Consider the following 26,049-nt stretch of genomic DNA (forward strand, 5'->3'; position numbering starts at 1 on the left):
GTGTTCGACCAGATCAAGCTTTCTGCCTGGAGCGCAGGCCTGCGCAACAAGCTCTCCGTTCCGCTGCGCGTGGAACTGTGGAATGGCGAGCACATCGAGCTGTCCTCCGAAGTCCCGCGCGTCACCATCCGCGTGCCGGACAAATCGGCGCTGCGCTACCTCACCTCCCCTTCCCTGTACAAGCTCGGACGCGCCTACGTGGAAGGCGCGATCGAGGTGAAGGGCCGGGCCGCCGACATCATCGACGTCGGCAATGCCCTGGCCGCCTCCGGCGCCATGCCCGACAAGCCGCGCAGCCGCCTGGGCGGCTTCAAGATCGGCTCCCAGCACACACGCGAGAAGGACGCCGAGGCGATCCGCTACCACTACGACGTCTCCAACGAGTTCTACGCCGCCTGGCTCGACCCGAACATGGTGTATTCCTGCGCCTATTTCGAAAACGGCGACGAGGACCTGGCCACGGCGCAGACCAAGAAAGTCGACCACATCCTGCGCAAGCTCGGCGTGCAGCCGGGCCAGACCCTGCTCGACATCGGCTGCGGCTGGGGCGCGCTGGCGCTGCGCGCGGCCGGGCAGTTCGGCGCGCGCTGCGTGGGCATCACCCTGTCCGAGAACCAGGCGCGGCTGGCGCGCGAGCGTGTCCGCCAGGCCGGCCTGCAGGACCGCATCGAGATCCGGCTGCAGGACTACCGCGACGTCGAGGGCACGTTTGACCGCATCACCAGCGTCGGCATGTTCGAGCACGTGGGGGTGCAGCACCTGCCGGAATATTTTGCGCGCGTGTGCCGGCTGCTGGCGCCGGGGGGCGTGATCATGAACCACGGCATCACCACCACCAATGTCGACAATGGCGCCACACCCTATGGCGGCGGCCAGTTCATCGACGAATACGTGTTCCCGCACGGCGAGCTGGCTCATTTGTCGACGGTGATCCGGGCCATGCAGGAAGGCGGACTGGAAGTGCGCGACGTGGAAAACCTGCGCCGCCACTACGCGCGCACCTGCGCCATCTGGACCGAGAACTTCGAAGGGAATGCGGAAGCGATCCGCAAGCTGACAGATCCCAGGCGCTTCCGCATCTGGCACGTCTACCTGGCCGGCTGCGCCTACGCCTTCGCGCACGACCGCATCAGTCTCTACCAGATCGTATGCGGGAAGGCGGGAGGGAAACCGGGGGATATTCCCTGGTCGCGGCGGTATATGTACGTGTAGGACTCCGCGGGGGGCAGCACCGAAGCCGCAGCGCTATTTTAGCCGCCGTCCCATACCAACGTCGTCCCGGCGAAGGCCGGGAGTCGTTACCGGCTAGCGCTCAGGCCTTCAGCCGCTCCGCAAACGTCTTGCGAAACTTCTGCACCTTGGGCGCCACCACAAACGCGCAATACCCCTGCAGCGGATGCTGGGCAAAATAATTCTGGTGGTACCCCTCGGCCTTGTACCAGGTCTCCTGCGGCACGATCTGGGTCACGATGGGCGCATCCCACACCGCGGCCATCTCGGCCATCACCTGGCGCGCGGTCGCCTCCTGCTCGGGCGAGGTGAAGAAGATCGCCGACCGGTACTGCGTGCCGACGTCATTCCCCTGCCGGTCCGGCGTGGTCGGATCGTGGATCGTGAAGAAGATTTCCAGGATGTCACGGTAGGAAATCACCGACGGGTCGAATTCCAGGCGCACCACTTCGGCATGGCCGGTCTGGCCGGTGCACACCTGCTCGTAGGTCGGATTTTGCACCTGGCCGCCCATGTAGCCCGATTCCACGCGGGTGACGCCGCGCACCTCGAGATAAACCGCTTCCAGGCACCAGAAGCAGCCGCCGCCCAGGATGGCGACCTCGGTTCCCGTTTGCTCGTTCATAGCTCACCTTTGCGCTTGACGTTATCGACAGCGCCTAATGTAACGCAAAGCCGCGGACCCTGCAGAGTGCCTCTCGCGCGCAACAGGCGGGGACTGCCGGCCTTACCCAAAACCATGGCTTGGGGCATTTTGTTGTCCCGAAACGGGCTTGCGCGGCAAGAGATGCCCCGGCAATGGCATAATGGCGCCAACATCCAAGGCTCCAATGAACACACGCTCTCCCCGCGCCACCGCGCGCGGCTTCGATTCGACGCATTTTCGTCACGCACTGTCGCAATTCGCAACCGGCGTCACCGTCATCACGACGCGCCTGGAAGACGGCAGTTTCCGTGGCCTGACCGCCAGCTCCTTCAATTCGGTCTCGCTGGAGCCGCCGCTCGTCCTGTGGAGCCTGGGCGCAGGCGCCAACAGCCTGCCCATCTTCAGCGGCAATTCCCACTACGTCATCAATGTGCTCTCGGCCGGCCAGGAAGAGCTGGCGATGCGTTTCTCGCGCCGCCGCGACAATCCCTTCGAAGGCGTCGAGTACGAGCTGTCGCGCACCGGCCAGCCTATCCTGAAGGGTGTGTCGGCCTGGTTCGAATGCCACAACCGCAGCCGCTATCCGGAAGGCGACCACGTCATCTTCGTGGGCGAGGTCGAGGAATGCCAGGTCCATCCCCAGCCTTCGCTAATCTTTCACGGCGGCAAATTCGGCGTCACGCCGCACCGCTGAGCCCTACCCGGCCGGGGTTGCCGGTCGGACAAATCTAAAAAATCCTGTCGCACTTTCAAAAGATGCGATCGCGCCGACTTCCCTATAATGGGCAGCTTAGGCGCGACTCATCCCGCATTCGACCAAGAAACCAGAGACAGGATTTTGCAATGAACCATTCCGATTCGCCCAAAAAAGCCAAGGCCCAATTTCACTGGGATGATCCGCTCCTCCTGAACAGCCAGCTGACCGACGACGAGCGCATGGTGCGCGACGCCGCCGCGGCCTACTGCCAGGACAAGCTGCAGCCGCGCGTCCTGGAAGCCTTCCGCCACGAGCAGATGGACACCTCGATCTTCCGCGAGATGGGCGAACTCGGCCTGCTCGGCCCGACGATTCCGGAACAGTACGGCGGCCCGGGCCTGAACTACGTGGCCTACGGCCTGATCGCGCGCGAAGTCGAGCGCGTCGACTCCGGCTACCGTTCGATGATGAGCGTGCAGTCCTCGCTGGTCATGGTGCCGATCTACGAGTTCGGCAACGAGGAAACCAAGCAGAAATACCTGCCCAAGCTGGCCACCGGCGAATGGATCGGCTGCTTCGGCCTGACCGAGCCGAACCACGGTTCCGACCCGGCCTCGATGGTCACCCGCGCCCGCAAGGTCGAGGGCGGCTACTCGCTGAGCGGCTCCAAGATGTGGATCACCAACTCGCCGGTCGCCGACGTGTTCGTGGTCTGGGCCAAGGACGACGAAGGCGCGATCCGCGGCTTCGTGCTGGAAAAGGGCTGGAAAGGCCTGTCGGCTCCGGCCATCCACGGCAAGTTCGGCCTGCGCGCCTCGATCACCGGCGAAATCGTCATGGACGAAGTGTTCTGCCCGGAAGAGAACGCCTTCCCGGAAGTGCGCGGCCTCAAGGGTCCGTTCACCTGCCTGAACTCGGCCCGCTACGGCATCGCCTGGGGCGCGCTGGGCGCGGCAGAAGCCTGCTGGCACACCGCGCGCCAATACACCATGGACCGCAAGCAGTTCGGCAAGCCGCTCGCGGCCAACCAGCTGGTGCAGAAGAAGCTGGCCGACATGCAGACCGAGATCACCCTCGGCCTGCAGGGCTGCCTGCGCCTGGGACGCATGAAGGACGAAGGCACTGCTGCCGTCGAGATCACCTCGATCATGAAGCGCAATTCCTGCGGCAAGTCGCTGGATATCGCCCGCGTCGCGCGCGACATGCTGGGCGGTAACGGTATCTCGGACGAGTTCGGCATCATCCGCCACATGGTCAACCTCGAGGTGGTCAACACCTACGAAGGCACGCACGACATCCACGCGCTGATCCTCGGACGCGCACAGACCGGCATCGCCGCGTTCTGATTTTCCCCCGGCGCAACCGGCTGCCGAGGCGGCCGGTTGTGACCGATCACCGTCTGCGGCGCCGGGCGCCGGATTGTTTTCACGATCCAGGTGCCACCATGATCCCGCACGACAAACAGCAAGAAATCCGCAGCCGCCTTCGCACGGCCGAGCAAGAGCACGAAGTCCGCGTCCTCCTGGCCGTCGAGTCGGGCAGCCGCGCCTGGGGCTTCGCTTCGCCCAACAGCGACTACGACGGGCGCTTCATCTATGTACACCGCCCGGACTGGTACCTGTCGGTCAGCCTGGAAGAACAGCGCGACGTCATCGAGTACCCGATCGTGGACGACATGGACGTCAATGGCTGGGACCTGCGCAAGGCCCTGCGCCTGTTCTGGAAATCCAATCCCGGCTTCGTCGAGTGGATCCAGTCGCCGCTGGTCTACGAGTCGGCCGGCAGCTTTCATGCGCGCGCACGCGAACTCCTGCCGCAGGTGTATTCCCTCGAGCGCGGCGTGCACCACTACCGCAGCATGGCCAAGACCAACTACCGGGGCTACCTCCAGGCGGACATGGTGCCGCTGAAGAAGTACTTCTACGTGTTGCGTCCCCTGCTGTCGGTACGCTGGCTGCTCGAGACACAGCGTCCGGCGCCGATCGAGTTCTCCCGGCTGCTGCCCACCATCGAGGGCGAACCGGGCCTGCGCGAGGCCATCGACGAGCTGCTCGAGCGCAAGCGCCGCTCGCCCGAGATGGGCCTGGCGCCCCAGGTCGCGCCCATCCAGCGCTTCATCGAAGTGGAGCTGGCGCGCCAGGAGTCGCTGCGGATCGACCGCGCGCACCGTGACGCCGTGGCGCCGCTGCTGTCGCAGCTGTTCCGCGACGTGCTGCGCGAAACCTGGGGCTGAGGGACCAGTCGGGGACGCGCCGGGAGACGCCTCAGATCTCCCACTGCAGCTGCACTGTAAGCGCCCTGGTGCTGCTGCGCTCCAGCGGCATCCGGTCATCGACATAGCCGGCCGAGATGGTCCGTCCGTGCTTCCAGCGGTAGCGGTACAGTACCGAACGGTGGACCTGGCGCTCGTTCCAGGCCGGCAGCCGGGTGATGCCGTCGTCGCGGCGTGCGGCCCAGGTGTTCTGGGCCAGCACGCGCAGGGAATCGCGCGGGCTGAAATGCAGCATCGCCAGCCAGCGCCAGGCGGTGTCCGTAAAGGCATCGTGGCCGAGCGTGCCCCGTACCCAGGCGCGGTTGACATGGTGGTCGAGTTCCAGCGCCCAACCCCGCCTGAGGGGAAAACGCAGGCCGACGTCGAGAATGACATTGCCGCCGCGCCCGACCCGGTCGGCATCCGCGTCGAGCTGGCGCCCGAGCGAGACTTCGGCGGCGAGCTTCGGCGCCCATGCCGCCGGCACCGTCTCGAGGCCGACGTGCAGCGCCGGCGTGCGGTGCAGCCGCCCACCCTGCCGGGCGCGCTGGCGGTCGAGCCCAAGCTGGGTCCAGAAGCGCGTCTGCCCCGGCGCCGACAGCCAGAAGCCGGGACGGATCTTGCGCTCGACCACTTCGTTGCCGGGCTGCCCGCTGGCGCGGTCGCGCAGGGTGCGGATCTCGTGCAGGCCCAGATGGGCCTCGAATTCATGGAGCGCCAGCGCTTCCTGCCGGCCGAGGATCCGGTTGATGTCCAGGTCGAGCTTGGCGATGCCCGCTTGCGGCAGGAAGCCGTTGTCGTTCACGAAGCCGGGGCCGATCGCCTCGACCTCCGCTTCGTTCCACCAGTCGCCCGAGCTGTGCACGAACTTGCCCCACAGGTAGCCGCCATCGCGGGACGGCGTGCGCACCGGCGCCAGCGCCTCGTCGAAGCCGGCGCTGGTCCGCGAATGCATGGCCAGCAGCGCGGCTTGCCGCTGCGCGCCGCCGGCACTGGCACCGCGCCACTGGGCATCGAGGCCGAGCACGTCATTCCTGCCGAAGGCATGGTAGTCGCGCTGCGACACGAAGGCCCCCAGCAGCAATCCCTCGCCATGCCAGCGCGCGCGCCACAGGTTCGCCGTGGAACGGTGGGCTTGCTCGTATTCCAGGGTAGCGTAGGGACGGCCGCGCAGCACCACCCCGCCGGGTTCGTCGCGCAGGCTCATCGCGGTGGCGTCCAGGTGCGCCGCACGCCAGGTGGCGCGCGCCCCCCACTTCGGATCGAACACGGTGCGCGAATAGAAGGCCGGCAGCGGCAGGCCGAGCACGTCGGAGCTTTCGAGGAAGAAGCCGCGCTTCTCCGGCAGGCTGAGGGCGATGTTGCTGGCGCCCGCGGACACCGGCTGGTCGACCTCGGTCTGCGAGTAATCGGGATGGAGGATGCCGTTGAATACCCAGTCGGCGCGCGGGCGGACGTTGACTTCCAGCCCGGCATCCAGGCGCAGGCCACGTTCGCGCCGGCCCTCCGTGCCGTCGCGCGCGGCGCGCAGCGTGAGTTCCGGACGGAGTTCGACGAAGCGGCGGTCGCGCACCGACTCCACCGTGCTGCCCATGCCCTCGATCTCGCGCAGCGAGACCAGGTAATTCAGCGCATCGGTCTTCAGGGGCGCGGTCAGCAGCAGCGTGCCGTCCGCATGCGGCACGCTGCGCTCGACCATCATCTGCCAGGTGCGGCCGCCGGCATACGGGAAGCGCAGGTTCGACAAGGGCCAGCGCACTTCCATGCTGTAGCCATCCGGCAGCAGCTTGACCGCCGCCTCGAGCGGGAAGTCCGGGCCCAGGTCGGATTCGTCATCGTCGGCCCGGTGTATGCCGTCGCTGACCACGCCCGCCGTGTTGATGCGCACGAACTGGGCGGCGCGTCCATGCCCGACCGGGTCGATCCAGAGGCCGATGAAATCCTGGTCCAGGTCGACCTTGTCGCGCCGCGCCAGCGAGCCGCGCAGCTTGGCGGCCGGCGTGTCCCAGGCGCGGACCGCGAACACCAGCGCGTGCTCGTCGATCAGGAGCTGCACCGTGGTGCGCAAGGCGGGTGGCAGCGGATGGCCGTCGCGCGGCTCGTGCTTGTGGAAGCTGTCGTAGACGGGAGCACGCTGCCAGGCCGGGTCATCCAGGACGCCATCGATGCGCGGCGCGTCGGCCTGGGCGATGCGTACTGCGCGCAGGCCGCCCTGCGTGGCCGGATCACCCTGCCCGTGCGCAGCGGGGGCAAGTACCGGCAGCGCGATGGCGAGCAACAGATGGGGGAGTAGTCGGGCTGAACAGGTATGCACGGATCAAGCGGGCCAAGACGAAGGAAAGAAGGCGGCTTCGGTCCAGGGGACCGCACAGTGCACCCTGATATTGCAATAGAAGCAATATTATAGCTTGAGCATTTGCTATCGCAATCAGGATGGCCCGCTTTCATGCACAGAGCATGGAGCTCCTGTTCAACGAACCCAACTGCTGCGCTCACCCGACATTTCTTAACAATTTTCAATCGCGTGCGTTGCATTGTCTGTCTTTTGAGCTACCATCGGTTATTCGTTCTCCATAACCCGGCTGTTTCAATTTTTCACTGTCCGCGACACATGATGAACGCTCTTTCGGCTCTGGATCAGACCGCTTCAGATAGTGCGCACTCACTGTCGCTCGAACTGCTGTTGAGTAATCTTCCCGGCGCCGCCTACCGTTGCCGCAACGACGGCGAGTGGACCATGGAGTTCATCAGCGACGGCATCGAGAAGCTCACCGGCTACACGGCCGCCGCCTTCATGGCCAAGCCCGGCCTGTCTTTCGCCAGCATCATCCATCCCGACGACCGCGCCGGGGTACAGCGCACCATCGCCGCCGCCCTCGCCGAGGACCGGCATTTCCAGCTGACCTACCGGATCCGCTGCGCCTGCGGCGCCGAAAAATGGATCTGCGAACAGGGTGCGCTCGGTCCGGACGGCGACGGCAGTTATCTGGAAGGCTTCATGACCGACTTCACGCGCATCAAGGAAGCGGACATGATGGTGATGGAACAGGCCTCCTTCCTGCAGCGGGCGCGCGATGCGATCATCGCCATCGACATGCATTCGCGCATCACCTACTGGAACCACGGCGCCGAGCGCCTGTACGGCTGGAGCGCGCACGAGGCGCGCGGCAAGCGCTTCTGCGAGCTGCTGTGCGACGACATGGCGGCCTACCAGAGCGCCTACGAACACACCCTGGGCGAGGGCGAATGGGCCGGCGAGCTGACCCACGTGCGCAGCGACGGCTCGCAGGTCGAAACCGACACCCGCTGGACCCTGCTGGCACCCGACGACGCCTTCGGCGCCAGCCAGAAGATCCTGGTGATTGGCACCGACATCAGCGAGCGCAAGCACAACGAAGCCAAGATCTTCCGCCTCGCCTTCTTCGACCCGCTGACCGACCTGCCGAACCGCGCCAACCTGCTCGACCACCTGCGCCGCGCCCTGCTCGGCAGCGCGCGTACGCGCAAGTGCGGGGCGCTGATGTTCTGCGACCTGGACAATTTCAAGTTCCTCAACGACACCCAGGGCCACGCGGCCGGCGACATGCTGCTGCAGGCGGTGGCGCGGCGCCTGGAGCACTGCGTGCGCGAAGCCGACATGGTGGCGCGCCTGGGTGGCGACGAATTCGTGATCCTGATCCAGCCGCTCGAAGACACGCGCGAAGCCGCGGCGGCCCAGGCCGAGACGGTGGCGGCCAAGGTGGTGGCGGCGATGGCCGCGCCCTTCCAGCTCGGCGAGCTGAACTACACGCTCTCGGTCAGCGTCGGCGTGGCCACCCTGTGCGGCACCACCGACACGGTGGAATCGACCCTGCGCCAGGCGGACGCGGCGATGTACCAGGCCAAGGCCTCGGGACGCAACACGTTCCGCTTCCACGATCCGGCCGTGCAGGCGGCCTGGTCGGCGCGGGCCCAGCTCGAGAACGGGCTGCGCCGGGCGCTGCGCAACAACGAATTCATGCTGCACTACCAGCCCCAGCTCGACCGGGCCGGCCACGTGATCGGGGCCGAAGCCCTGTTGCGCTGGCGCCTGCCGAACGGCAAGATCCTCTTCCCCGCCGAGTTCATCCGCGCCGCCGAGGAAAGCGGCCTGATCGTCGACATCGGCCGCTGGACCCTGCGCACCGCCTGCGCCGAGCTGGCGAGCTGGCAAAGCACGCCGGAGACAGCGGGGCTGACGATGTCGGTCAACGTCAGCGCGCGCCAGTTCACCGAGCCGGATTTCGTGCCGATGCTGCAGCGGATCTTCGAGCACACCGGGGTGCAGCCTTCGAGCCTGAAGCTGGAGCTGACCGAGAGCCTGGTGGTGAGCGACTTCACCCAGACCGCCCACACCATGGCCACGCTCAAGCGGCGCGGGCTGTCGTTCTCGCTGGACGATTTCGGCACCGGCTATTCCTCGCTGGCCTACCTGCGCAAGCTGCCGCTGGACCAGCTCAAGATCGACCACAGCTTCATGCGCGACGTGCTGACCGACCAGAACGACGCCTCGATCGTGCGCTCGATCATTGCGCTCGGGGACAGCCTGGGGCTGCAGGTGATTGCGGAAGGGGTGGAGACGCCGGGGCAGCGGCAGTTCCTGTCGGATGCGGGGTGCTATATCTACCAGGGGCACTTGTATCAGCAGGCGTTGAGTGCGGAGCAGTTTACGCAGTATGCGAGGAGTTTGCACTGAACGTGCTGTAACACTACGCATGCAAACTTGGGTTCCCGCCTTCGCGGGAATGACGGTCTCCAGGCCGGTGGCGATGTTACGAGCTACCACCACTTTTAGCACGTCATCCCCCCGAAGGCGGGAACCTAAGTTCGTCGATCAGCCCCGAAAATAAAAAAACCCGCCGAAGCGGGTTTTTCTTTAAGCACCTGCAGCGATCAGAACTTGTAACCCACCGCCAGCACCACCGACACCGGATCCAGCTTCATCGCCTGGGTCTGGCCCGTCGAGAAGCTGACATTGGTGCGCAGGCGCGCCTTGTTGACGGTGACGTCCGCGAACCAGCGTTCGTTGAAGTTCATCGCCACGCCAGCCTGCACGGTGTAGGTGAACTTGTTGTCGATGCTGAAGGTCGTCGGCGTGGTGCTGCCCGGGTTGGTGACCGCGGTCATCTTGAACGAGCCGCGCTCCTTCATGAAGTAAGCGTAGGTCGCGCCGACGCCCACGAAGGGACGGAAGGTCGCGCTCGGCTCGAAGAAGCGGTACTGCAGGAACAGGGTCGGCGGCAGCGCCTCGACCGTGCCCAGCTCGCCGGTGCCGGCGATCGCGCCCGCACCGAAGATCTTGTGCTTGTATGGGGTGCCCAGCGCCAGCTCGGTCGAGATGTTGTCGGTCAGGCCGTAGGCGAAGATCAGCACCGGCTGGGTGTCGCGGCCGACGTCGGCCTTGGTGCCCGGCAGGGCCGGCGCGCTGATGTCGCCGCTTTCGACCTTCGGGGTCAGCTGGTTGATGCCGAACTTGGCGGTCAGCTGGCCTTTCGACTGGGCCGACGCGGTCGAAGCGCATGCCAGCGCGGCAGCCACACCCAGCATCGTCACGACGCTCTTGAAACGTACTTTCATTTTTTCTCCTGGTTCTTGTGTGATGGCCCGCCCTCTTCCGGGACGGGCCTGCCGCAGCCTTACAGCCAGCCCTTCACGGCCATGTCTTTCAGGACGTAGCGTGCGATCAGGTTGTTCTCGAACGGGGTCGGGTGGACAGTGTCGGCAAACATGTAGTGGCTCACATCACCGCCCGAGGTATTGCTGGCGGTGCAGACCAGCGAGGTCGAGCCCAGCGCATTCGCGCCGCAGGCCGGAGTGCTGGTGTTGGTCAGGCCGTACGGGGCCGGGTTCTTCACCTGGTCGTTGCTGACCCAGTACAGGTCGACGTACAGGATGCGCGGATCGTCGGCGCCCAGGCCGTTCTTCAGCTGGGTGTTGAAGGCGTTGATCATCGCGGTCACCAGTTGCTGGATCTCGGCCGGGCGCGACTTGGCGGCCGGGGTGCTGGCGACGTCCGGCAGGTTGGCCACGACCACGTACTTCGCGCCCTTGCCGACCAGCTCGTTGCGCACCAGGGCGGCCATTTTCGCGCCTTCGACGCCGAGCTCGGTCACCATGCGGGTGGCGTTGGCGGTCGCGTAGTCGCCGGCGGCCTTGGTGCCGGCGGCGGTGCCGTCGGCCTGGGCCTTGACGACCATCGGACCGTACACGGCCTGCGAAGCGACAGCCGCATTGCCCGGCTGGATGGCGGCGGCCATGACGGCGGCCTGCACCACGCTGGCGTCGGTCTTGCCCGGGCGTGCGTTTTCGGTGGCGATCGCCGTGCCGATGGCCACGGCGGCGGTCTGCGGATTGGTGGCGCCTGCCGCCAGCTGCATGGTCAGCGAGGTGGCGAAAGCCTGCGCGCCGGCGGTGGTGCCCGCGGTCTGGATCGCGGCCATCTGCATCAGGACGTCGTTACCGCCGGACAAGACGGTCACCAGTTCGGTGCCGCTGAACTTGCCGCCGGTCTTGGCCAGGTGGTTGGCGATCTGGTTGGTCATCGGCAGGGTCATTTCGCCGATCGGCGAGCCAGTGGCCTTGTTGCCCGGGCCGACCGGGTTGCTCACGCGCGAGCCGCCCTGGGCGTAGTTGAAGCAATTCGCATGGTTGGTGATCGGCACGTTGAGACCCAGGCTCGCGTCGCCTTCGAGGCCGGTCTGGGCGGCGCAAGGCGCCGGCAGGCCCAGCTGGGCGGCCATGAAGTCGAGCCAGATCTTGCCGGTCAGCTCAGGATTGGTGCTGGTGCTGTCGCCGTTGATGGTGAACTTGCCGCCGCCTGCGGCCTTGACTGCGCCTACCGAGTACGTGCCCACGTCCGACAGGCTGTCGCCGAACGAGACTTGCTGGCTGAACGTGGTCTTCTGGGTTTGGTCGCCGCCGGCCGGGCTGCTACCGCCACAGGCCGCCAGCAACGCTGCCGACAACAAGGCAAGCGCGAGTTTGGTTTGACGCATTGTGTCTCCTAACGATGGTTATTATGAAACGAACGCCCGTGCTATTCGTATCACAACTAATATGCCAGTGTTCAGTTCGCTTGTATAGCGAAATTCTTGCAATTTCGTAATTTTTACAAGCCCGCACCACAGGCGTCGAAAGCGCAAAAAAGGGAGGGGATTATAGCGTTCTCGTCGGTAGCGAAAGAAGCTCTTTTTCGCACGCGTGTGCCGTCAAGACAAGGCGTATTGCGCCTTGTCTTTGAGGTGTTTGATATGGATCAGTTGGAGCTCAGGCGCCGGGCTGGCGGTTGAGCAGGCCGTGCACGATGCCGGTGGAGCCGTGGGCCGCGCGGCGCAGGCGGTCGTTCACGCCCAGCCACGAACCATTCGTCGGCGGGGCCTCGACCAGGATGACATCGGCGCCCTGCCCGTCCATGGCGCGCAGCGCCGCGTACAGTGCGTGGGCAAAGCCATCCGGCGTGGCCGGCAGGCGCAGCGCCGCGTGGGTCGCCGGCATGTCGGTGTAGTGGATCAGCGCCACCTTGCGGCCGGCCCGGGCCAGGTCCGCCAAGGTGATGCGCAAGGTCTCGCTGTCCTGCATCGCCACCGGAGTGTGCGGCGCGTAATGCGATTCCAGGGTGCCCGAGGCGCGCGGCGCGGCGGCGTCGGGCGCGGCCGGCAGCTGGTCGATCACGGCGGCGATCGCCTCGGCGCTGATGTGGCCGGGACGCAGCAGCACCGGGCCGTGGGTCTTCAAGCGCGACAGGTCGACGATGGTCGATTCGATGCCTACCTGGGAAGCGCCGCCGTCGAGCACCATGGCCACCGAGCCGTCGGCGCCGAATTCGTCGCGCACGTGCTGGGCCAGGGTCGGGCTGACATGGCCGAACTTGTTGGCCGACGGCGCCGCCACGCCGCCGCGGCCGCCCTTGAAGGCGCGCAGCAGCGCGATCGCCACCGGATGCGAAGGGCAACGCAGGCCGACCGTGTCCTGGCCGCCGCTGACGGCGTCCGGGATGTTGGCGGCGCGCTTGAGAATCATGGTCAGCGGGCCGGGCCAGAAGGCTTCAGCCAGGGCATGGGCTTCCTGCGGAATCTCGCTGGCCCAGTAGTGGAGCGGCGCGCCCGGCGCCAGGTGCACGATCACCGGGTGGTCTTGCGGGCGGCCCTTGGCGGCGTAGATGGCCGCCACGGCCGCCGGGTTCTCGGCATCCGCGCCGAGGCCGTACACGGTCTCGGTCGGGAAGGCGACCAGCGCGCCCTGCTCCAGGGCGCGCGCGGCCGCGTCGATCGCGCTGTGGTCGAGCTGCTGGTCCATCGTCACTCCGGAATGCCCAGGATGAGGCAAGCCTGGCGCAGGCTGTCCTGCGCCTGCGCCAGGGTCGGCGCGACGAAAGTCACGTGGCCCATCTTGCGGCCGCGGCGCGGATCGTCCTTGCCGTACAGGTGCAGGTTGGCGCCCGGCAGCGCCAGGACCTTGTCCCAGGCCGGCTCGCGCGCCTCGTCGCTGTTCTCTTCGAACCAGACGTCGCCCAGGATGTTGAGCATCACGCTTGGGGAATGCTGGCGCACGTCGCCCAGCGGCAGGCGCGCCATCGCACGGACCTGCTGCGCGAACTGGCTGGTGACGCAGGCGTCGATGGTGTAGTGGCCGCTGTTGTGCGGACGCGGGGCCATCTCGTTGACCACCAGGCTGCCGTCGGCAAGCACGAAGAACTCGATGCACAGCACGCCCACATAGCCCAGCTGGGCGACGATGGCGCGCGCCGCGTCCTGGGCCTGCTGCGCGCAAGCCTCGGACACGTTCGGTCCCGGCACGGTGGTGGTGAACAGGATGCCGTCGCGGTGCACGTTCTCGGCGATCGGGTAGACCACCGACACGCCATCCGCGCCGCGCGCGGTCAGGACCGAGACTTCATAAGCCAGCGGCAGCATCTTCTCCAGCAGGCAGGTCACGCCGCCCATCTGGTCGAACGCCGCGCGCACGTCCTCGCGCGAACGCACGCGGACCTGGCCCTTGCCGTCGTAGCCCATGCGCACCGTCTTGAGGATGCCCGGCAGCAGGTCGTCGCCGATGGCCTCGATGTCCGCGTGGGAAGCGATGGTCTTGTGCGGCGCCGGCATCACGCCGGAGGTCGGCGCGCACTCGACGAAGAAGCGTTTTTCCGCGATGCGGTCCTGGGCGATCGAAACGCAGGAGGCGGCGGGCGCCACGAAGCTGCGCTCGCCCAGCCAGGCCATGCTGTCGGCCGGGACGTTCTCGAACTCGGTGGTGATGGCGGCGCATTGCCGCGCCAGTTCGGCCAGGCCGGCGGCGTCGCTGTAGCCCGCGTTGATCAGGCGTTCGGCGACCTGCCCTGCCGGGCAGTCTTGCGCCGGCTCGAGCACGGCGACCTTGTAGCCCATCGCCTGCGCGGCGTGGGCGAACATGCGGCCAAGCTGGCCGCCGCCCATCACGCCGAGCCAGGCCGGCGGATTGGCGGATTGGAGAAACGGATCGTTCATACTCAAGCGGGGAGAGTCATGGCCTGGGCCGCCGCGGTCTGCTCGGCGCGGAAGGCCAGCAGGCGCTGGGCCAGTGCATCGTCGGTGGCGGCAAGGATCGCCACCGCGGTCAGGGCCGCGTTGGCGGCGCCGGCTTCGCCGATGGCGAAGGTCGACACCGGAACGCCTTTCGGCATCTGCACGATCGACAGCAGCGAATCTTCGCCGCGCAGGTACTTCGACGGCACCGGCACGCCGAGCACCGGCACGATGGTCTTGGCGGCCACCATGCCCGGCAGGTGGGCGGCGCCCCCTGCCCCGGCGATGATGGCGCGCAGGCCGCGTTCGCGCGCGGTCTCGGCATAGGTGAACATCTCGTCCGGCATGCGGTGCGCGGAGATCACCTGCGCCTCGAAAGGCACGCCGAACTGCTTCAGGACGTCCACGGCGTTCTTCATCACGTCCCAATCCGACGAGGAACCCATGATCACGCCGACCAGCGGCTTGTTCTGCTCACTCATCGTTCAGGCCTTCAGCTTCTCGCCGGTCAGGCGTTCGATGGCTTCGAAGTACTTGGCCTGGGTTTTCTCGATCACTTCCTGCGGCAGGGCCGGCGCCGGCGCGGTCTTCGGCCAGTCGGTCAGGGTTTCCAGGTAGTCGCGCACGAACTGCTTGTCGAAAGAAGGCGGCGACATGTCCGGGGCGTAGGAGTCCGCCGGCCAGAAGCGCGAGGAGTCGGCGGTCAGGACTTCGTCCATCAGGTGCAGGACGCCGTTCTCGTCCAGGCCGAATTCGAACTTGGTGTCGGCGATGATGATGCCGCGGGTGGCGGCGTACTCGGCGGCGGCGGTGTACAGCGCGATGCTGACGTCGCGCATTTTCGCGGCGAGTTCCTTGCCGATGCGGTTTTCCATCTCTTCGAAGGAGATGTTCTCGTCGTGCTCGCCGATGTCGGCCTTGGCGGCCGGGGTGAACAGCGGCTGGGGCAGCTTGTCGGCCTGGCGCAGGCCGGCGGGCAGCTGGATGCCGCAGATGGCGCCGCTTGCCTGATAGTCCTTCCAGCCGGAACCGATGATGTAGCCGCGCACGACGGCTTCCACCAGGATCGGCTTGAGGCGCTTGGCCACGACGGCGCGGCCGCGCACTTGTTCCACTTCGTTCGGGGCGACCACGGACTCCGGCGCCACGCCGGTCAGGTGGTTCGGCACGATGTGGCCGAGCTTCTCGAACCAGAAGTCGCTCATCTGGTTCAGCACCATGCCCTTGCCCGGGATCGGCTCGTTCATGACCACGTCGAAAGCCGACAGGCGGTCGGTGGTGACGATCAGGATCTTGTCGTCGCCGACGGCGTAGTTGTCGCGCACTTTGCCGCGGCCGAGCAGTGGCAGGGACTGGATAGTGGATTCGTAGAGGCTGTTCATAGAAGGGATATCAGGGAAACAGTGCCGGCGAATGGGGCGCCGGTTTGGGGGTGTTCAGGCCTGGAAGGCCTGCTGAATGCGTAATTTTACGTCAATTCGCCTCTCGCCGCCGCCGACCGAAGGCCAGGGCATATACCTACCACCGTCATCCCCGCGAAGGCGGGGATCCAAGTTTGCTTGCGTTGCGATCCTGCGTGAGCTTGCCGCTGTGCTGCGAACTTGGGTTCCCGCCTACGCGGGAACGACGTTTGAGGGTGCGGGACGAATCTTGCTGAGCGTGTCCGCAGCCACCGGAAAGCAACTGCAGGCACGCCTACATCATCTTACTGAACGATCTGCGCCAGTTCGCCAGCCTTGTAGCGCTCGGCCATCTTGTCCAGCGAGATCGGCTTGATCTTGCCTGCCTGGCCTTCGCAGCCGAAGGACAGGTAGCGCGCCTTGCACACTTCCATCGCCGCTTCGCGCGCCGGCTTCAGGTAGTCGCGCGGGTCGAACTTCGACGGGTTCTGGAACATGTACTTGCGGATCGCAGCCGTCATCGCCAGGCGGATGTCGGTGTCGATGTTGATCTTGCGGACGCCGTGCTTGATGCCTTCCTGGACCTCTTCGACCGGCACGCCATAGGTTTCCTTCATGTCGCCGCCGAATTCGCGGATGATGGCCAGCAGTTCCTGCGGCACCGACGACGAACCGTGCATCACCAGGTGGGTGTTCGGGATGCGGGCGTGGATTTCCTTGATGCGGTCGATCGCCAGGATGTCGCCGGTCGGCTTGCGGGTGAATTTATACGCGCCGTGCGAGGTGCCGATCGCGATCGCCAGCGCGTCACACTGGGTCTTGGCCACGAAGTCGGCGGCTTGCGCCACGTCGGTCAGCAGCTGTTCGCGGGTCATGGTGCCGTCCGCGCCGTGGCCGTCTTCCTTGTCGCCCTTCATGGTTTCCAGCGAGCCCAGCACGCCCAGCTCGGCTTCGACGGTCACGCCGATCGAGTGCGCGAACTTGACGACTTCCTTCGAGACTTCGACGTTGTATTCATACGAAGCCACCGACTTGCCGTCGGCTTCCAGCGAACCGTCCATCATCACCGAGGTGAAGCCCGAACGGATCGCGGCCATGCAGACCGCCGGCGACTGGCCGTGGTCCTGGTGCATGACGACCGGGATATGCGGGTAGGCTTCGACGGCGGCGTCGATCAGGTGGCGCAGGAAGGCTTCGCCCGCGTACTTGCGCGCGCCGGCCGAGGCCTGCATGATCACCGGCGCGTTGACCGCGTCGGCGGCAGCCATGATGGCCTGCACCTGTTCCAGGTTGTTGACGTTGAATGCCGGCAGGCCATAACCGTGTTCGGCGGCGTGGTCCAGCAGTTGACGCATTGATACGAGTGCCATGGGTTTACTCCCAAACAATTAAGAAACTAGTTCGTCCAGCTCGCCGACGCGCACGATCTTGAGCGCGTTGGTGCCGCCGGCCTGCCCCATCGGCGAGCCCCAGGTCACGACGATCAGGTCACCCTTGCGGACCATGCCTTCGTTGATCAGGACTTCTTCCGCGCGGCGCAGCACGGCGTGGCTGCCGCCTTCCTGCAGAAGATGGAATGCTCGCACGTTCCGGTACAGGGACGCCTTGCGCTGCGTCGCCTGCAGCGGGGTCAGTGCGAAGATGGGGGTGTCGATCGAGTGACGGCTCATCCACAGTGCGGTCGAGCCCGATTCGGTCAGCGCCACGATGGCCTTCACGCGCAGGTGGTGCGCGGTGAACAGGGTGCCGTAGGCGATCGACTGGTCGATGCGGGTGAACTGGACGTTGAGGAAATCGGCGTCACGCTTGTTGTATTCGGATTGTTCCGCCTCCAGGCAGATCGCGGCCATCATCTCGACCGTCTCCACCGGATACTTGCCCGATGCGGTCTCCGCCGAGGTCATGACGGCGTCGGTGCCGTCCAGCACGGCGTTGGCCACGTCCGAGACTTCGGCGCGGGTCGGCACGGCGTTGACGATCATCGACTCCATCATCTGGGTCGCGGTGATGGCCAGCTTGTTGGAGGCGCGCGCCATCTGGATCATGCGCTTCTGCAGCGCCGGCACGGCGGCGTTGCCGACTTCGACCGCCAGGTCGCCGCGGGCGACCATGATGCCGTCGGAGGCGTCCAGGATTTCCTGCAGCACCGGAATGGCTTCGGCGCGCTCGATCTTGGCGATCATCATCGGCTTGTGGCCGTAGGGTTCGCCGGCGATGTTGGCCAGCTGGCGCGCCATTTCCATGTCGGTGGCGTTCTTCGGGAAGGAGATCGCCAGGTAGTCGGCCTGGAAGCTCATCGCGGTCTTGATGTCTTCCATGTCCTTGGCGGTCAGGGCCGGTGCGGTCAGGCCGCCGCCCTGGCGGTTGATGCCCTTGTTGTTCGACAGCTCGCCGCCGACCTTGACGGTGGTGCAGATCTCGTGGCCGTTGACCTTGTCGACGACCAGCACGATCAGGCCATCGTTCAGCAGCAGCTTGTCGCCGGGCTTGACGTCGCGCGGCAGGGCCTTGTAGTCGAGGCCGACGCGTTCCTGGTTGCCCAGCTCGCCGTTCTCGCCCCATTTCGCGTCCAGGATGAACTTGTCGCCATTGTTCAGGAAGATCTTGCCTTCTTCAAACTTGCCGACGCGGATCTTCGGCCCCTGCATGTCGGCCATGATCGCCACCTCGGTGCCGCATTCGGCCGCGGCGCGGCGCACCAGCGCTGCGCGGTCGATGTGGTCCTGGGCCCGTCCGTGCGAGAAATTCAGGCGCACGACGTCGACGCCGGCGCGGATCATTTTCACGAGGATGTCGAAGTCGGTCGACGCCGGGCCGATGGTGGCAACGATCTTGGTGGCGTTGTACAGGGGGCGCGCAGCTTGCATGGGTTGGAATCCTTGATTCTGAAAGAGAAGCGCAGCCTTCTAGGCTGCGCTGGTACTTATTGGGCGTTACGCTGGAGCAGGATCTCGACTGCCGGCAAGGTCTTCCCTTCGAGGAACTCGAGGAAGGCGCCGCCGCCGGTCGAGATGTAGCCGATCTGGTCGCCGATGTCGTACTTGGCGATCGCGGCCAGGGTGTCGCCGCCGCCGGCGATCGAGAAGCCTTCCGACTTGGCGATGGCCATGGCCAGGGTCTTGGTGCCTTCGGCGAACTGGTCGAACTCGAACACGCCCACCGGGCCGTTCCAGACGATGGTGCCGGCCTTGGCGACCTGCTCCGCCAGCATGGCGGCGGTCTTCGGGCCGATGTCCAGGATCATGTCGTCGTCCGCCACGTCGGCCACGTCCTTGACGGTGGCGGCGGCGGTCGGCGCGAATTCCTTGGCGCACACGACGTCGACAGGGATAGGCACCTGGGCGCCGCGCTTGGCCATCATGTCGATGATCTGCTTCGCTTCGCCGACCAGGTCGTTCTCGACCAGCGACTTGCCGATGTTCAGGCCGACGGCCTTCATGAACGTGTTGGCGATGCCGCCGCCGACGATCAGGTTATCCACCTTCTCTGCCAGGCTCTGCAGGATCGACAGCTTGCTCGAGACCTTGGAACCGGCCACGATGGCCAGCAGCGGACGCTTCGGCTGGCCCAGGGCCTTGCCCAGGGCGTCCAGTTCGGCGGCCAGCAGCGGGCCGGCGGCGACCACGGGCGCGAATTTCGCGATGCCGTGGGTGGTGGCTTCGGCGCGGTGCGCAGTGCCGAAAGCGTCGTTGACATAGACGTCGCACAGCTTGGCCATCTTCTGGGCCAGCTCGTCGCTGTTCTTCTTCTCGCCCTTGTTGACGCGGCAGTTTTCCAGCAGGACCACCTGGCCCGGCGCGACCTCGACGCCGTCGACCCAGTTCTGCTTCAGCTCGACCGGCTGGCCCAGCAGCTCGGACAGGCGCTTGGCGACCGGCGCCAGGCTGTCTTCCGGCTTGAACTCGCCTTCGGTCGGACGGCCCAGGTGCGAGGTCACCATCACCGCGGCGCCGGCCTTGAGGGCGGCCTGGATCGCCGGCACCGAGGCGCGGATGCGGGTGTCTTCGGTGATATTGCCGGCATCATCTTGCGGCACGTTCAGGTCAGCACGGATGAAAACACGCTTGTTTTTCAGCGCGTCGCGGTCGATCAGGTCTTGCAGACGGGTGAAGCGGAGAACGGCGTCCATTGGTCAGCGGTGAGATAGTGAAAAAACGTCATTGTACATTAGGCGACGGGCCCGAAAATGTGTAACACACGCAACAGTGTAAAGACGGCCATGCCGAATATGATCGTCAACAGCATGTTCCGGCGCCACAGGTAGAAACCCAGGGCCGCGAGGCCGGCCAGCAGCTTGGGATTTGTCCATTCCAGCTCGGTCTGGCCTTGGGCGTCGATCAGGATGTCGGGTGCGATGATGGCCGCCAGCGCGCAGGCAGGGGCGTAGCGCAGCATTTCCTGGACCCGCGGCGGAATGGTGATGCGGTGCCCGATCAGCCAGAACGAGCTGCGGGTGGCGAAAGTGGCGACGCACAGCACGCCGATGACCACCCAGATTTCCCAGTCAGCCATGACGCGCCTTTCGCTTGGTGAAGGTTTCTTCGATAAACATGGCGGTCACCATGCCGACCACCACCGCCAGGAGCAGGCCCAGCTTGTAGGGCAGCCCGTAGGCGAGCACGGCCACCGCGCCGGCCACGACCACGCCGCACAGGGCGGCGTTATTGATAATCAGGGGTACCATGACGCACAGGATGGCCAGGGTGCCGGCAAAGCCCAGCCCCCACTCGCTCGGGACGGCGCTGCCGAGGAAGATGCCGATCACGGAACCGATCTGCCAGGCGAACCAGTTCGGGATCACCAGCGCCTTCAGGTAGGCCAGCTTGCCGGGCGCCGGCTCGGCGCTTGGATAGCGCTGCAGGAACATGGCCACGGTCAGGTCGCCGGATACATAGCCGAGCAGGAGGCGCTGCTTCCACGGCAGGTGCGCGAAATGCGGCCCCAGCAGCGCGGAAAAGATCACGAAGCGCAGGTTGACAACCAGGGCGGTGGCGAAGATGACCCAGATCGGGGCCTGGGCGGCGATCAGGGGCAGCGATGCGAGCTGGGCGGAACCGGCGAACACCAGCAGGGTCATACCGATGGACTGCGGCACGCTCAGGCCGCTCTTGACCATGGCGATGCCCACCACCAGGCCCCAGGCGGCGATGCCGAACAGGGTCGGCAGGCCGGTCTTGAAACCTTCATCCCAGGCCGCGCGGTCGGCGGCGTCCTGGCCGGCGGGAGACAGTCCCTGTGGGTCGCCGTCCTTCATGTGGTAATCCTGCAACGGGCCATGGCCCCCGCGGCGGACTTGAAACGCTTGGGTGTGAAACGCATTTTGGAGGGGGAGCCGGAGACGGCGCAGCTGCGCCCGGGCTCGAATGTGATCAGCCTGTTATTTTAGCGGCCATTCCGGCAACGAGTATGAATCCGTTAAAATCGTATCTTTGGGAACCTCGAAAAACCTACTGCGCGTTGCACTGCCGGTTTGCGATGCTCGCTGTACATTCGTACAGCTGCGCTTCTCAACCAGCATTGCTGCCGCTCGCTACGGTTTTTCGAGGTTCCCCTTTGCAAAAACTTCCCTAACGGAGAGAACCAGATGAACCAAAAGACGATGCCTGTGGTGGAACTCGAGGCCAAAGACCTGCCGGCATATTGCCCGAATCCGGCAATGCCGCTGTGGTCCTCGCACCCGCGCGTCTTCCTCGACTTCGACCACCACGGCGAAGCCAAGTGCCCCTACTGCGGCACCCAGTACCGCCTCGCGCCGGGCACCGTGCTGAAGCACCATTGACCCACCCTGCGGCGCCTGGCGCCGCTCACCCATGAACTATCGTGCCCCTTCCTGGCTGCCGGGCGGCCATTTGCAGACGATCTATCCGGCGACCTGCATCGCCAAGCCGGAGCTCGCCTACCGGCGCGAGCGCTGGCACAGCCATGACGGCGACTTCATCGACGTCGATTTCGTGGACGGCCAGCCCGGCAAGCCGCTGGTAGTGCTGTTCCACGGCCTGGAAGGCTCCTCGCACAGCCATTACGCCCGCAGCCTGATGGCCGCCCTGAAAGCGCGCGGCTGGTCGGGCGCCGTGCCGCATTTCCGCGGCTGCTCGGGCGAGCCGAACCTGACGCCCCGCTTCTACCACTCGGGCGATGCCCACGAAGTCGACTGGATCGTGCGCAAGCTGCGCGCGCACCACACCGGCATCCTGTACGCCGCCGGCGTTTCGCTGGGCGGCAACGCCCTGCTGCGCTGGCTGGGCGAATCGGGCCACGGCGCGGAAATCGTCGACGGCGCCTGCGCCATCTCGGCCCCGCTCGACCTGGCGCGCGGCGGCGAAGCGCTGTCGTCCGGCTTCAATATGGTCTACACGCGGATGTTCCTGCAGACGCTCAAGCCCAAGTGCCTGGCCAAGCTGGAGCAGTTCCCCGGCCTGTTCGACCGCGAGGCCCTGATGCGGGCGCGCGACCTGTACGCCTTCGACAACGTGGTGACCGCGCCGCTGCACGGCTACCGCGACACCGACGACTACTGGCACCGCGCCAGCGCCCGCCACGTGCTGGACGCCATCACGGTGCCGACCCTGGTGCTGAACGCGCGCAACGATCCCTTCCTGCCGGGCGCCCACCTGCCGCAGAGCGCATCGAAGGCGGTGACCCTGGAGTATCCGGAGCACGGCGGCCACGTCGGCTTCGCCGCAGGTCCCTTCCCGGGCCGCATCGACTGGCTGCCGCAAAAGATCCTCCACTTCTTCGACCAGCTTGCCGCCACCCGCGCGCCGGATGCCGCGCAGCTGTGCAATGCTGGCTGACACTATGGACGACATCGTTAAACAGGCAATGGCCAAGTGGCCGAACGTGCCGCACTGCTACGGCTGGCTGGCGCTGGATGCGCGCGGCGGCTGGCGCATGCGCGACGAAGCGGCCCAGCGCGCCAACGCGCCGGGCGACCGGCTGACCAATCCGGCCCTGGTGGGCTTCATCAACCGTAATTACCTGCACGACGAGCACGGCAACTGGTATTTCCAGAACGGGCCGCAGCGCGTCTACGTTAACCTGGAAGCGACGCCCTTCATCGCGCGCACCGATCCGCAACAGGGGCTGGTGCTGCAGACGGGGCAAGCGCTGGCGAAGGTCGAACGGGTGTTCCTGCTGGATTCCGGCGCGCTGCTGTTCCAGGCCGGCGAGGTGATCGCGCAGCTGGACGACCGCGACATGGCGCAGGTGCTGGGCATGCTGGAACTGGATGGCGAACCGGCCTCGGACGAAGCGGTGATGGCATGGCTGGACAAGGGCGCCGGCGAACTGGCGCTGCCGTGGAACGGCAGCCGGATCGCGCTCGAACGCCTTGGCGCGCAGGATGCGCCGCAGCGCTTCGGCTACCGGACGATCCCGAGCGCCTGAGCTCAGCGCTCCTTCTCTTCTTCCTTCTCCGCCTTCTGGCGCGCCTGCAGTTCGCGCTCGCGCGCATCGATCACGGCCTGGTCGTAGAACGACACATCGCTCGCCTTGCGCGCCAGATTGAGCTGCTCCACCGCTGCCGGCAGCGCGCCGGCCAGCACATAGGATTCGGCCAGCGACATGTGCTGCAGCGCGATCTTGCCCTGCTTGGCATAGGTCTTGGCCAGCAGGTCGTGCAGCTTGGGTTCCTCGCGGTACTGCTGCACCTGGTCGCGCAGGTAGCGGGCCGCCTCGTCCAGCTTGTCGGCCGCCACCAGCACGTCGGCATACTGGTGCGCGATCGCGCGCGACAGCGGGAAACGCTGGCGCGCCTGCTCCGCTTCCTGCACCGCCTGCTGCAAGACTTCCGGCGGCTGGCCTTGCGCCATCTTGATCTCGATCGACAGGCCGGCGAAGATGCTGGCCCCGTCGCCCACGTTCGACGCGGTCGTGAACACGCCTTCGCGCGGCTTGACGGTGGCGCGCGCCTTGTCGAGCCAGCTCTGGGCGCCGGCCAGGTCGCCCTGGCGCAGCGCCAAATAAGCCAGCCCGTACTGGGCGCCGGCCTGCTGCTGGCGGTGGGTTTCCTTGAGCTGGGTTTCAAAAGCCCTCTTCGCTTCGCGCCGTCCCTGCTCGCTCAGGTCCTGCAGCACCCGGGTACGCGCCCGCACCAGATGGAAGTCGAGGCTGTCGACGCGCTGCTTCTTGGGGATCTCGCGGATGCGCGCCTGCATGTCGCTGATGCGCTCCTGGGTCAGCGGGTGGCTGCTCAGGTTGCTCAAGCCGGCCGGCAGTTCGCCATACAGCTTGCTGGCGCTTTGCAGGCGGCGGAAAAAGGCCACGATGCCGGTGGTGTCGTAGCCGCCCTTCTCCATGATCTGGAAGCCGACCCGGTCGGCCTCGCGCTCGGCGTCGCGGCTGAAGTTCAGCTGGCGCTGGATCGCCAGGCCCTGTCCGCCCATCAGCACGCCCATCGCCGCGTCCGAGCTGGACTTGGCGGCCAGCGCCGCCAGGATCATCGCCGCCAGCGGCAGCAGCACGTCCTGCTTCTGCTGGCCCAGCATGCGCGCGATGTGGCGCTGCGATACGTGGCCGATCTCGTGCGACATGACGCCGGCCAGTTCGGATTCGGTCTGGGCGGCGATGATCAGGCCCGAGTGGGCGCCGATGAAACCGCCGGGCAGCGCGAAGGCGTTGAGGGCGGCATCGCGCACGGCGAAGAACTGGAAATCGGCATTGGTCTCGCCGCGCGCGCCGGGCACGACGGTGACGAGGGCGTTGCCGAAGTTGTTCAGGTATTCGAGGATGACTTCGTCGTCGAGGTAATCACGGTCGCGCCGGATGTCGCGCATGATTTCCTCGCCCAGCTTGCGCTCGACCACGGGCGACAGGTCGCCGCGCGCGGCGTCGCCGAGGGTGGGCAGGCGGGAGCTGTCGGGTTTCTGGAGCGGTTCCGCCGGCGCCGCAATGGCGAACGCGGCCGACGTGCAGAGGGCCAGGACAGTCAATGCGGGGCGCCATCGGCGCGCTTTGGCTGGTCGGGAGCGTAGTTTCACAATGCTATGATACCCCCATCCGCACGCAACTTGCTGCCCTGCGATACACTTTGTTACCCCAGATTATCGACCTTGCAATGACGACCGAGACCCCGACCGCAGATCAATTGACCCACTTCGACGCCACCGGCCAGGCCCATATGGTCGATGTCGGCGCCAAGCAGGACACCCACCGCATCGCCGTGGCGGCCGGCACCATCCGCATGAAGCCGGAGACCCTGGCCCTGGTGGTGTCGGGGACGGCCAAGAAGGGCGACGTGATCGGCATCGCGCGCATCGCCGCCATCATGGCCTCGAAGCGCACCAGCGACCTGGTGCCGCTGTGCCATCCGCTGCCGATCACCAAGGTGGCGGTGGATTTCGAGATCGACGAGGCGGCCAACAGCGTGCACTGCCGCGCGCAGGTCGAGACCATCGGCAAGACCGGGGTCGAGATGGAGGCGCTCACGGCTGTGCAGGTCGGGCTGCTGACCATTTACGACATGTGCAAGGCGGTCGACCGCGGGATGGTGATGACCAATGTGCGGGTGTTGGAGAAGCATGGCGGCAAGAGCGGGGACTGGACCGCGCAGGTATAACCTGACATCCATCCACTGAGCATCCGCCCGGAGAATCAGCTTGCCGATAGCGCGTGACGGGAATGTCTTACGCTGGTCCGATGCGCCCGGATTCCCGGCCGTCGGTATCGAGTCCGGCAATCTGGCGGAGTGCATCGCCGAGGTGGAACGCAGCGGCGTCAAACAGGTGTTCGGCTCGCCCGCCTTCGGTTTCGCGGAATCGAATCTCGACTTCCTTCAGCAACTCCCTTTCCTTGAAGCCGTCTGGTTCTGGGACGTGGCGCTGAACAACATCGACGGCCTCTACGCATTGTCGAATTTGCGCCGTTTCGGCATTCACCCGAAACGGCCGCCGATCCAGTTCGACAGGTTTCCTTCCATGGAACACGCCGTCATCGAGCTACGCCCGAAGGACAGCGGACTGGATCGCCTCGCTTCCCTGCGTTTCCTGTCTCTCTGGCGCTACAAGGGGGACTGCGCCTCGCTCTTGCTTCCGCCATCCCTGACCGAACTGCAGCTGCATTGGGCCAGCACGGAAAGCTTGGCCGATTTGCCCTCCCTGCCCCGGTTGCGCCGTCTGGAAATCCACCGCTGCAGAAACCTCCATTGCCTGGGCTCTCTCCGTGAGAAATTTCCCGAGCTGGAGCATCTCGTCGTCGATGCGTGCGGACGTGTGACCAAGGACGAGGGCGCACGTGCGATCAAGGGACTGACAAACCTGCGCCACGCATTCGTTCAGGCCGCGGTCCTGGTCTAGAGGCCTGCTGCTTGC

The 26,049-nt window shown here is 66.0% G+C and carries 24 protein-coding genes; 10 read left to right on the plus strand and 14 right to left on the minus strand.

What is annotated here, in order from left to right; all coding sequences use genetic code 11:
- Entirely contained in the window at positions 1-1,212 is a 1,212-nt protein-coding gene (locus J8847_RS04720; RefSeq protein ID WP_211523527.1) for a cyclopropane-fatty-acyl-phospholipid synthase family protein, read from the plus strand.
- A gap of 100 nt (positions 1,213-1,312) precedes the next feature.
- Here J8847_RS04720 and msrA read toward each other — a convergent pair whose 3' ends face one another.
- Entirely contained in the window at positions 1,313-1,855 is a 543-nt protein-coding gene (msrA, locus tag J8847_RS04725; RefSeq protein ID WP_211523528.1) for a peptide-methionine (S)-S-oxide reductase MsrA, read from the minus strand.
- Between the two features lie 205 nt (positions 1,856-2,060).
- On the opposite strand from msrA, the gene J8847_RS04730 reads away from it, so the two are divergent.
- From J8847_RS04730 to J8847_RS04740, 3 genes are all read left to right on the plus strand, one after another.
- A complete protein-coding gene (locus tag J8847_RS04730) occupies positions 2,061-2,570 on the plus strand; it encodes a flavin reductase family protein (protein WP_211523529.1) in 510 nt (169 codons plus the stop codon).
- Positions 2,571-2,719: 149 nt separating this feature from the next.
- Positions 2,720-3,919, plus strand: a complete 1,200-nt coding sequence (locus J8847_RS04735) for an acyl-CoA dehydrogenase (protein WP_211523530.1) — start codon at positions 2,720-2,722, stop codon at positions 3,917-3,919.
- A gap of 98 nt (positions 3,920-4,017) precedes the next feature.
- Positions 4,018-4,806, plus strand: a complete 789-nt coding sequence (locus J8847_RS04740; protein WP_211523531.1) for a nucleotidyltransferase domain-containing protein — start codon at positions 4,018-4,020, stop codon at positions 4,804-4,806.
- 31 nt (positions 4,807-4,837) lie between these two features.
- Here the strand turns inward: J8847_RS04740 and J8847_RS04745 are convergent, their stop codons facing one another.
- The gene (locus J8847_RS04745; RefSeq protein ID WP_211523532.1) at positions 4,838-7,102 is read right to left on the minus strand and encodes a hypothetical protein; all 2,265 of its coding nucleotides are present in this window, start codon (positions 7,100-7,102) and stop codon (positions 4,838-4,840) included.
- A 405-nt stretch (positions 7,103-7,507) separates the two neighbouring features.
- Here J8847_RS04745 and J8847_RS24400 point away from each other — a divergent pair, with 405 nt between their 5' ends.
- Positions 7,508-9,538, plus strand: coding sequence for a bifunctional diguanylate cyclase/phosphodiesterase (locus tag J8847_RS24400; RefSeq protein ID WP_307727496.1), 2,031 nt, complete (start codon positions 7,508-7,510; stop codon positions 9,536-9,538).
- A 197-nt stretch (positions 9,539-9,735) separates the two neighbouring features.
- Here J8847_RS24400 and J8847_RS04755 read toward each other — a convergent pair whose 3' ends face one another.
- From J8847_RS04755 to J8847_RS04805, 11 genes are all read right to left on the minus strand, one after another.
- Entirely contained in the window at positions 9,736-10,419 is a 684-nt protein-coding gene (locus J8847_RS04755) for an OmpW family protein (RefSeq protein WP_211523533.1), read from the minus strand.
- Positions 10,420-10,478: 59 nt separating this feature from the next.
- Entirely contained in the window at positions 10,479-11,837 is a 1,359-nt protein-coding gene (locus J8847_RS04760; RefSeq protein ID WP_211523534.1) for an SGNH/GDSL hydrolase family protein, read from the minus strand.
- 271 nt (positions 11,838-12,108) lie between these two features.
- Complete coding sequence (locus tag J8847_RS04765) at positions 12,109-13,137, minus strand: L-threonylcarbamoyladenylate synthase (RefSeq protein ID WP_211523535.1); 1,029 nt, start codon at positions 13,135-13,137, stop codon at positions 12,109-12,111.
- Between the two features lie 2 nt (positions 13,138-13,139).
- Positions 13,140-14,324, minus strand: coding sequence for a 5-(carboxyamino)imidazole ribonucleotide synthase (locus J8847_RS04770; protein ID WP_211523536.1), 1,185 nt, complete (start codon positions 14,322-14,324; stop codon positions 13,140-13,142).
- Between the two features lie 2 nt (positions 14,325-14,326).
- Positions 14,327-14,824: a 5-(carboxyamino)imidazole ribonucleotide mutase gene (purE, locus tag J8847_RS04775; RefSeq protein WP_211523537.1), complete on the minus strand. Its 498-nt coding sequence runs from the start codon at positions 14,822-14,824 to the stop codon at positions 14,327-14,329.
- Between the two features lie 3 nt (positions 14,825-14,827).
- On the minus strand, positions 14,828-15,724 hold the full coding sequence (locus tag J8847_RS04780) for a phosphoribosylaminoimidazolesuccinocarboxamide synthase (protein ID WP_211523538.1): 897 nt from the start codon (positions 15,722-15,724) through the stop codon (positions 14,828-14,830).
- A gap of 323 nt (positions 15,725-16,047) precedes the next feature.
- Entirely contained in the window at positions 16,048-17,112 is a 1,065-nt protein-coding gene (fba, locus tag J8847_RS04785) for a class II fructose-bisphosphate aldolase (protein ID WP_211523539.1), read from the minus strand.
- A gap of 18 nt (positions 17,113-17,130) precedes the next feature.
- Positions 17,131-18,591 carry a pyruvate kinase gene (gene pyk / locus J8847_RS04790; protein WP_211523621.1) on the minus strand — a complete coding sequence of 487 codons (1,461 nt, stop codon included), beginning with the start codon at positions 18,589-18,591 and terminating at the stop codon, positions 17,131-17,133.
- Positions 18,592-18,665: 74 nt separating this feature from the next.
- The gene (locus tag J8847_RS04795) at positions 18,666-19,871 is read right to left on the minus strand and encodes a phosphoglycerate kinase (protein ID WP_229512501.1); all 1,206 of its coding nucleotides are present in this window, start codon (positions 19,869-19,871) and stop codon (positions 18,666-18,668) included.
- A 38-nt stretch (positions 19,872-19,909) separates the two neighbouring features.
- On the minus strand, positions 19,910-20,254 hold the full coding sequence (locus tag J8847_RS04800; RefSeq protein ID WP_211523540.1) for an AzlD domain-containing protein: 345 nt from the start codon (positions 20,252-20,254) through the stop codon (positions 19,910-19,912).
- A complete protein-coding gene (locus J8847_RS04805) occupies positions 20,247-20,996 on the minus strand; it encodes an AzlC family ABC transporter permease (RefSeq protein ID WP_211523541.1) in 750 nt (249 codons plus the stop codon). Before J8847_RS04805 ends, J8847_RS04800 begins: the two co-directional genes overlap by 8 nt.
- Positions 20,997-21,326: 330 nt before the next feature.
- Here J8847_RS04805 and J8847_RS04810 point away from each other — a divergent pair, with 330 nt between their 5' ends.
- The 3 genes from J8847_RS04810 to J8847_RS04820 are packed head-to-tail and all read left to right on the plus strand — an operon-like array spanning position 21,327 to position 23,128.
- Positions 21,327-21,521, plus strand: coding sequence for a zinc-finger domain-containing protein (locus J8847_RS04810; protein WP_020651840.1), 195 nt, complete (start codon positions 21,327-21,329; stop codon positions 21,519-21,521).
- Positions 21,522-21,552: 31 nt separating this feature from the next.
- Positions 21,553-22,536, plus strand: coding sequence for a YheT family hydrolase (locus J8847_RS04815; protein WP_211523542.1), 984 nt, complete (start codon positions 21,553-21,555; stop codon positions 22,534-22,536).
- Between the two features lie 4 nt (positions 22,537-22,540).
- On the plus strand, positions 22,541-23,128 hold the full coding sequence (locus J8847_RS04820) for a DUF2946 family protein (protein ID WP_211523623.1): 588 nt from the start codon (positions 22,541-22,543) through the stop codon (positions 23,126-23,128).
- A gap of 2 nt (positions 23,129-23,130) precedes the next feature.
- Here the strand turns inward: J8847_RS04820 and J8847_RS04825 are convergent, their stop codons facing one another.
- Positions 23,131-24,672, minus strand: coding sequence for a M48 family metalloprotease (locus J8847_RS04825; RefSeq protein ID WP_211523543.1), 1,542 nt, complete (start codon positions 24,670-24,672; stop codon positions 23,131-23,133).
- A gap of 125 nt (positions 24,673-24,797) precedes the next feature.
- Between J8847_RS04825 and moaC the strand changes: the two genes are divergently transcribed.
- Both moaC and J8847_RS04835 read left to right on the plus strand, forming a co-directional pair.
- Positions 24,798-25,298, plus strand: a complete 501-nt coding sequence (moaC, locus tag J8847_RS04830) for a cyclic pyranopterin monophosphate synthase MoaC (protein ID WP_211523544.1) — start codon at positions 24,798-24,800, stop codon at positions 25,296-25,298.
- 40 nt (positions 25,299-25,338) lie between these two features.
- On the plus strand, positions 25,339-26,034 hold the full coding sequence (locus J8847_RS04835; protein ID WP_211523545.1) for a hypothetical protein: 696 nt from the start codon (positions 25,339-25,341) through the stop codon (positions 26,032-26,034).
- The last annotated feature ends 15 nt before the right edge of the window (positions 26,035-26,049 follow it).

The sequence above is a fragment of the Massilia sp. AB1 genome (genome assembly GCF_018119385.1).
Lineage (GTDB): Bacteria > Pseudomonadota > Gammaproteobacteria > Burkholderiales > Burkholderiaceae_D > Telluria.

Coding starts and splice junctions, on each gene's coding strand:
- J8847_RS04740 (WP_211523531.1), top strand. CDS start 4,018: ATGATCCCGCACGACAAACAGCAAGAAATCCGCAGCCGCCTTCGCACG.
- J8847_RS04795 (WP_229512501.1), bottom strand. CDS start 19,871: ATGGACGCCGTTCTCCGCTTCACCCGTCTGCAAGACCTGATCGACCGC.
- J8847_RS04755 (WP_211523533.1), bottom strand. CDS start 10,419: ATGAAAGTACGTTTCAAGAGCGTCGTGACGATGCTGGGTGTGGCTGCC.
- J8847_RS04760 (WP_211523534.1), bottom strand. CDS start 11,837: ATGCGTCAAACCAAACTCGCGCTTGCCTTGTTGTCGGCAGCGTTGCTG.
- J8847_RS04735 (WP_211523530.1), top strand. CDS start 2,720: ATGAACCATTCCGATTCGCCCAAAAAAGCCAAGGCCCAATTTCACTGG.
- J8847_RS04770 (WP_211523536.1), bottom strand. CDS start 14,324: ATGAACGATCCGTTTCTCCAATCCGCCAATCCGCCGGCCTGGCTCGGC.
- J8847_RS04780 (WP_211523538.1), bottom strand. CDS start 15,724: ATGAACAGCCTCTACGAATCCACTATCCAGTCCCTGCCACTGCTCGGC.
- J8847_RS04730 (WP_211523529.1), top strand. CDS start 2,061: ATGAACACACGCTCTCCCCGCGCCACCGCGCGCGGCTTCGATTCGACG.
- fba (WP_211523539.1), bottom strand. CDS start 17,112: ATGGCACTCGTATCAATGCGTCAACTGCTGGACCACGCCGCCGAACAC.
- msrA (WP_211523528.1), bottom strand. CDS start 1,855: ATGAACGAGCAAACGGGAACCGAGGTCGCCATCCTGGGCGGCGGCTGC.
- moaC (WP_211523544.1), top strand. CDS start 24,798: ATGACGACCGAGACCCCGACCGCAGATCAATTGACCCACTTCGACGCC.
- J8847_RS04820 (WP_211523623.1), top strand. CDS start 22,541: ATGGACGACATCGTTAAACAGGCAATGGCCAAGTGGCCGAACGTGCCG.
- J8847_RS04805 (WP_211523541.1), bottom strand. CDS start 20,996: ATGAAGGACGGCGACCCACAGGGACTGTCTCCCGCCGGCCAGGACGCC.
- purE (WP_211523537.1), bottom strand. CDS start 14,824: ATGAGTGAGCAGAACAAGCCGCTGGTCGGCGTGATCATGGGTTCCTCG.
- J8847_RS04765 (WP_211523535.1), bottom strand. CDS start 13,137: ATGGACCAGCAGCTCGACCACAGCGCGATCGACGCGGCCGCGCGCGCC.
- J8847_RS04815 (WP_211523542.1), top strand. CDS start 21,553: ATGAACTATCGTGCCCCTTCCTGGCTGCCGGGCGGCCATTTGCAGACG.
- J8847_RS04810 (WP_020651840.1), top strand. CDS start 21,327: ATGAACCAAAAGACGATGCCTGTGGTGGAACTCGAGGCCAAAGACCTG.
- J8847_RS04800 (WP_211523540.1), bottom strand. CDS start 20,254: ATGGCTGACTGGGAAATCTGGGTGGTCATCGGCGTGCTGTGCGTCGCC.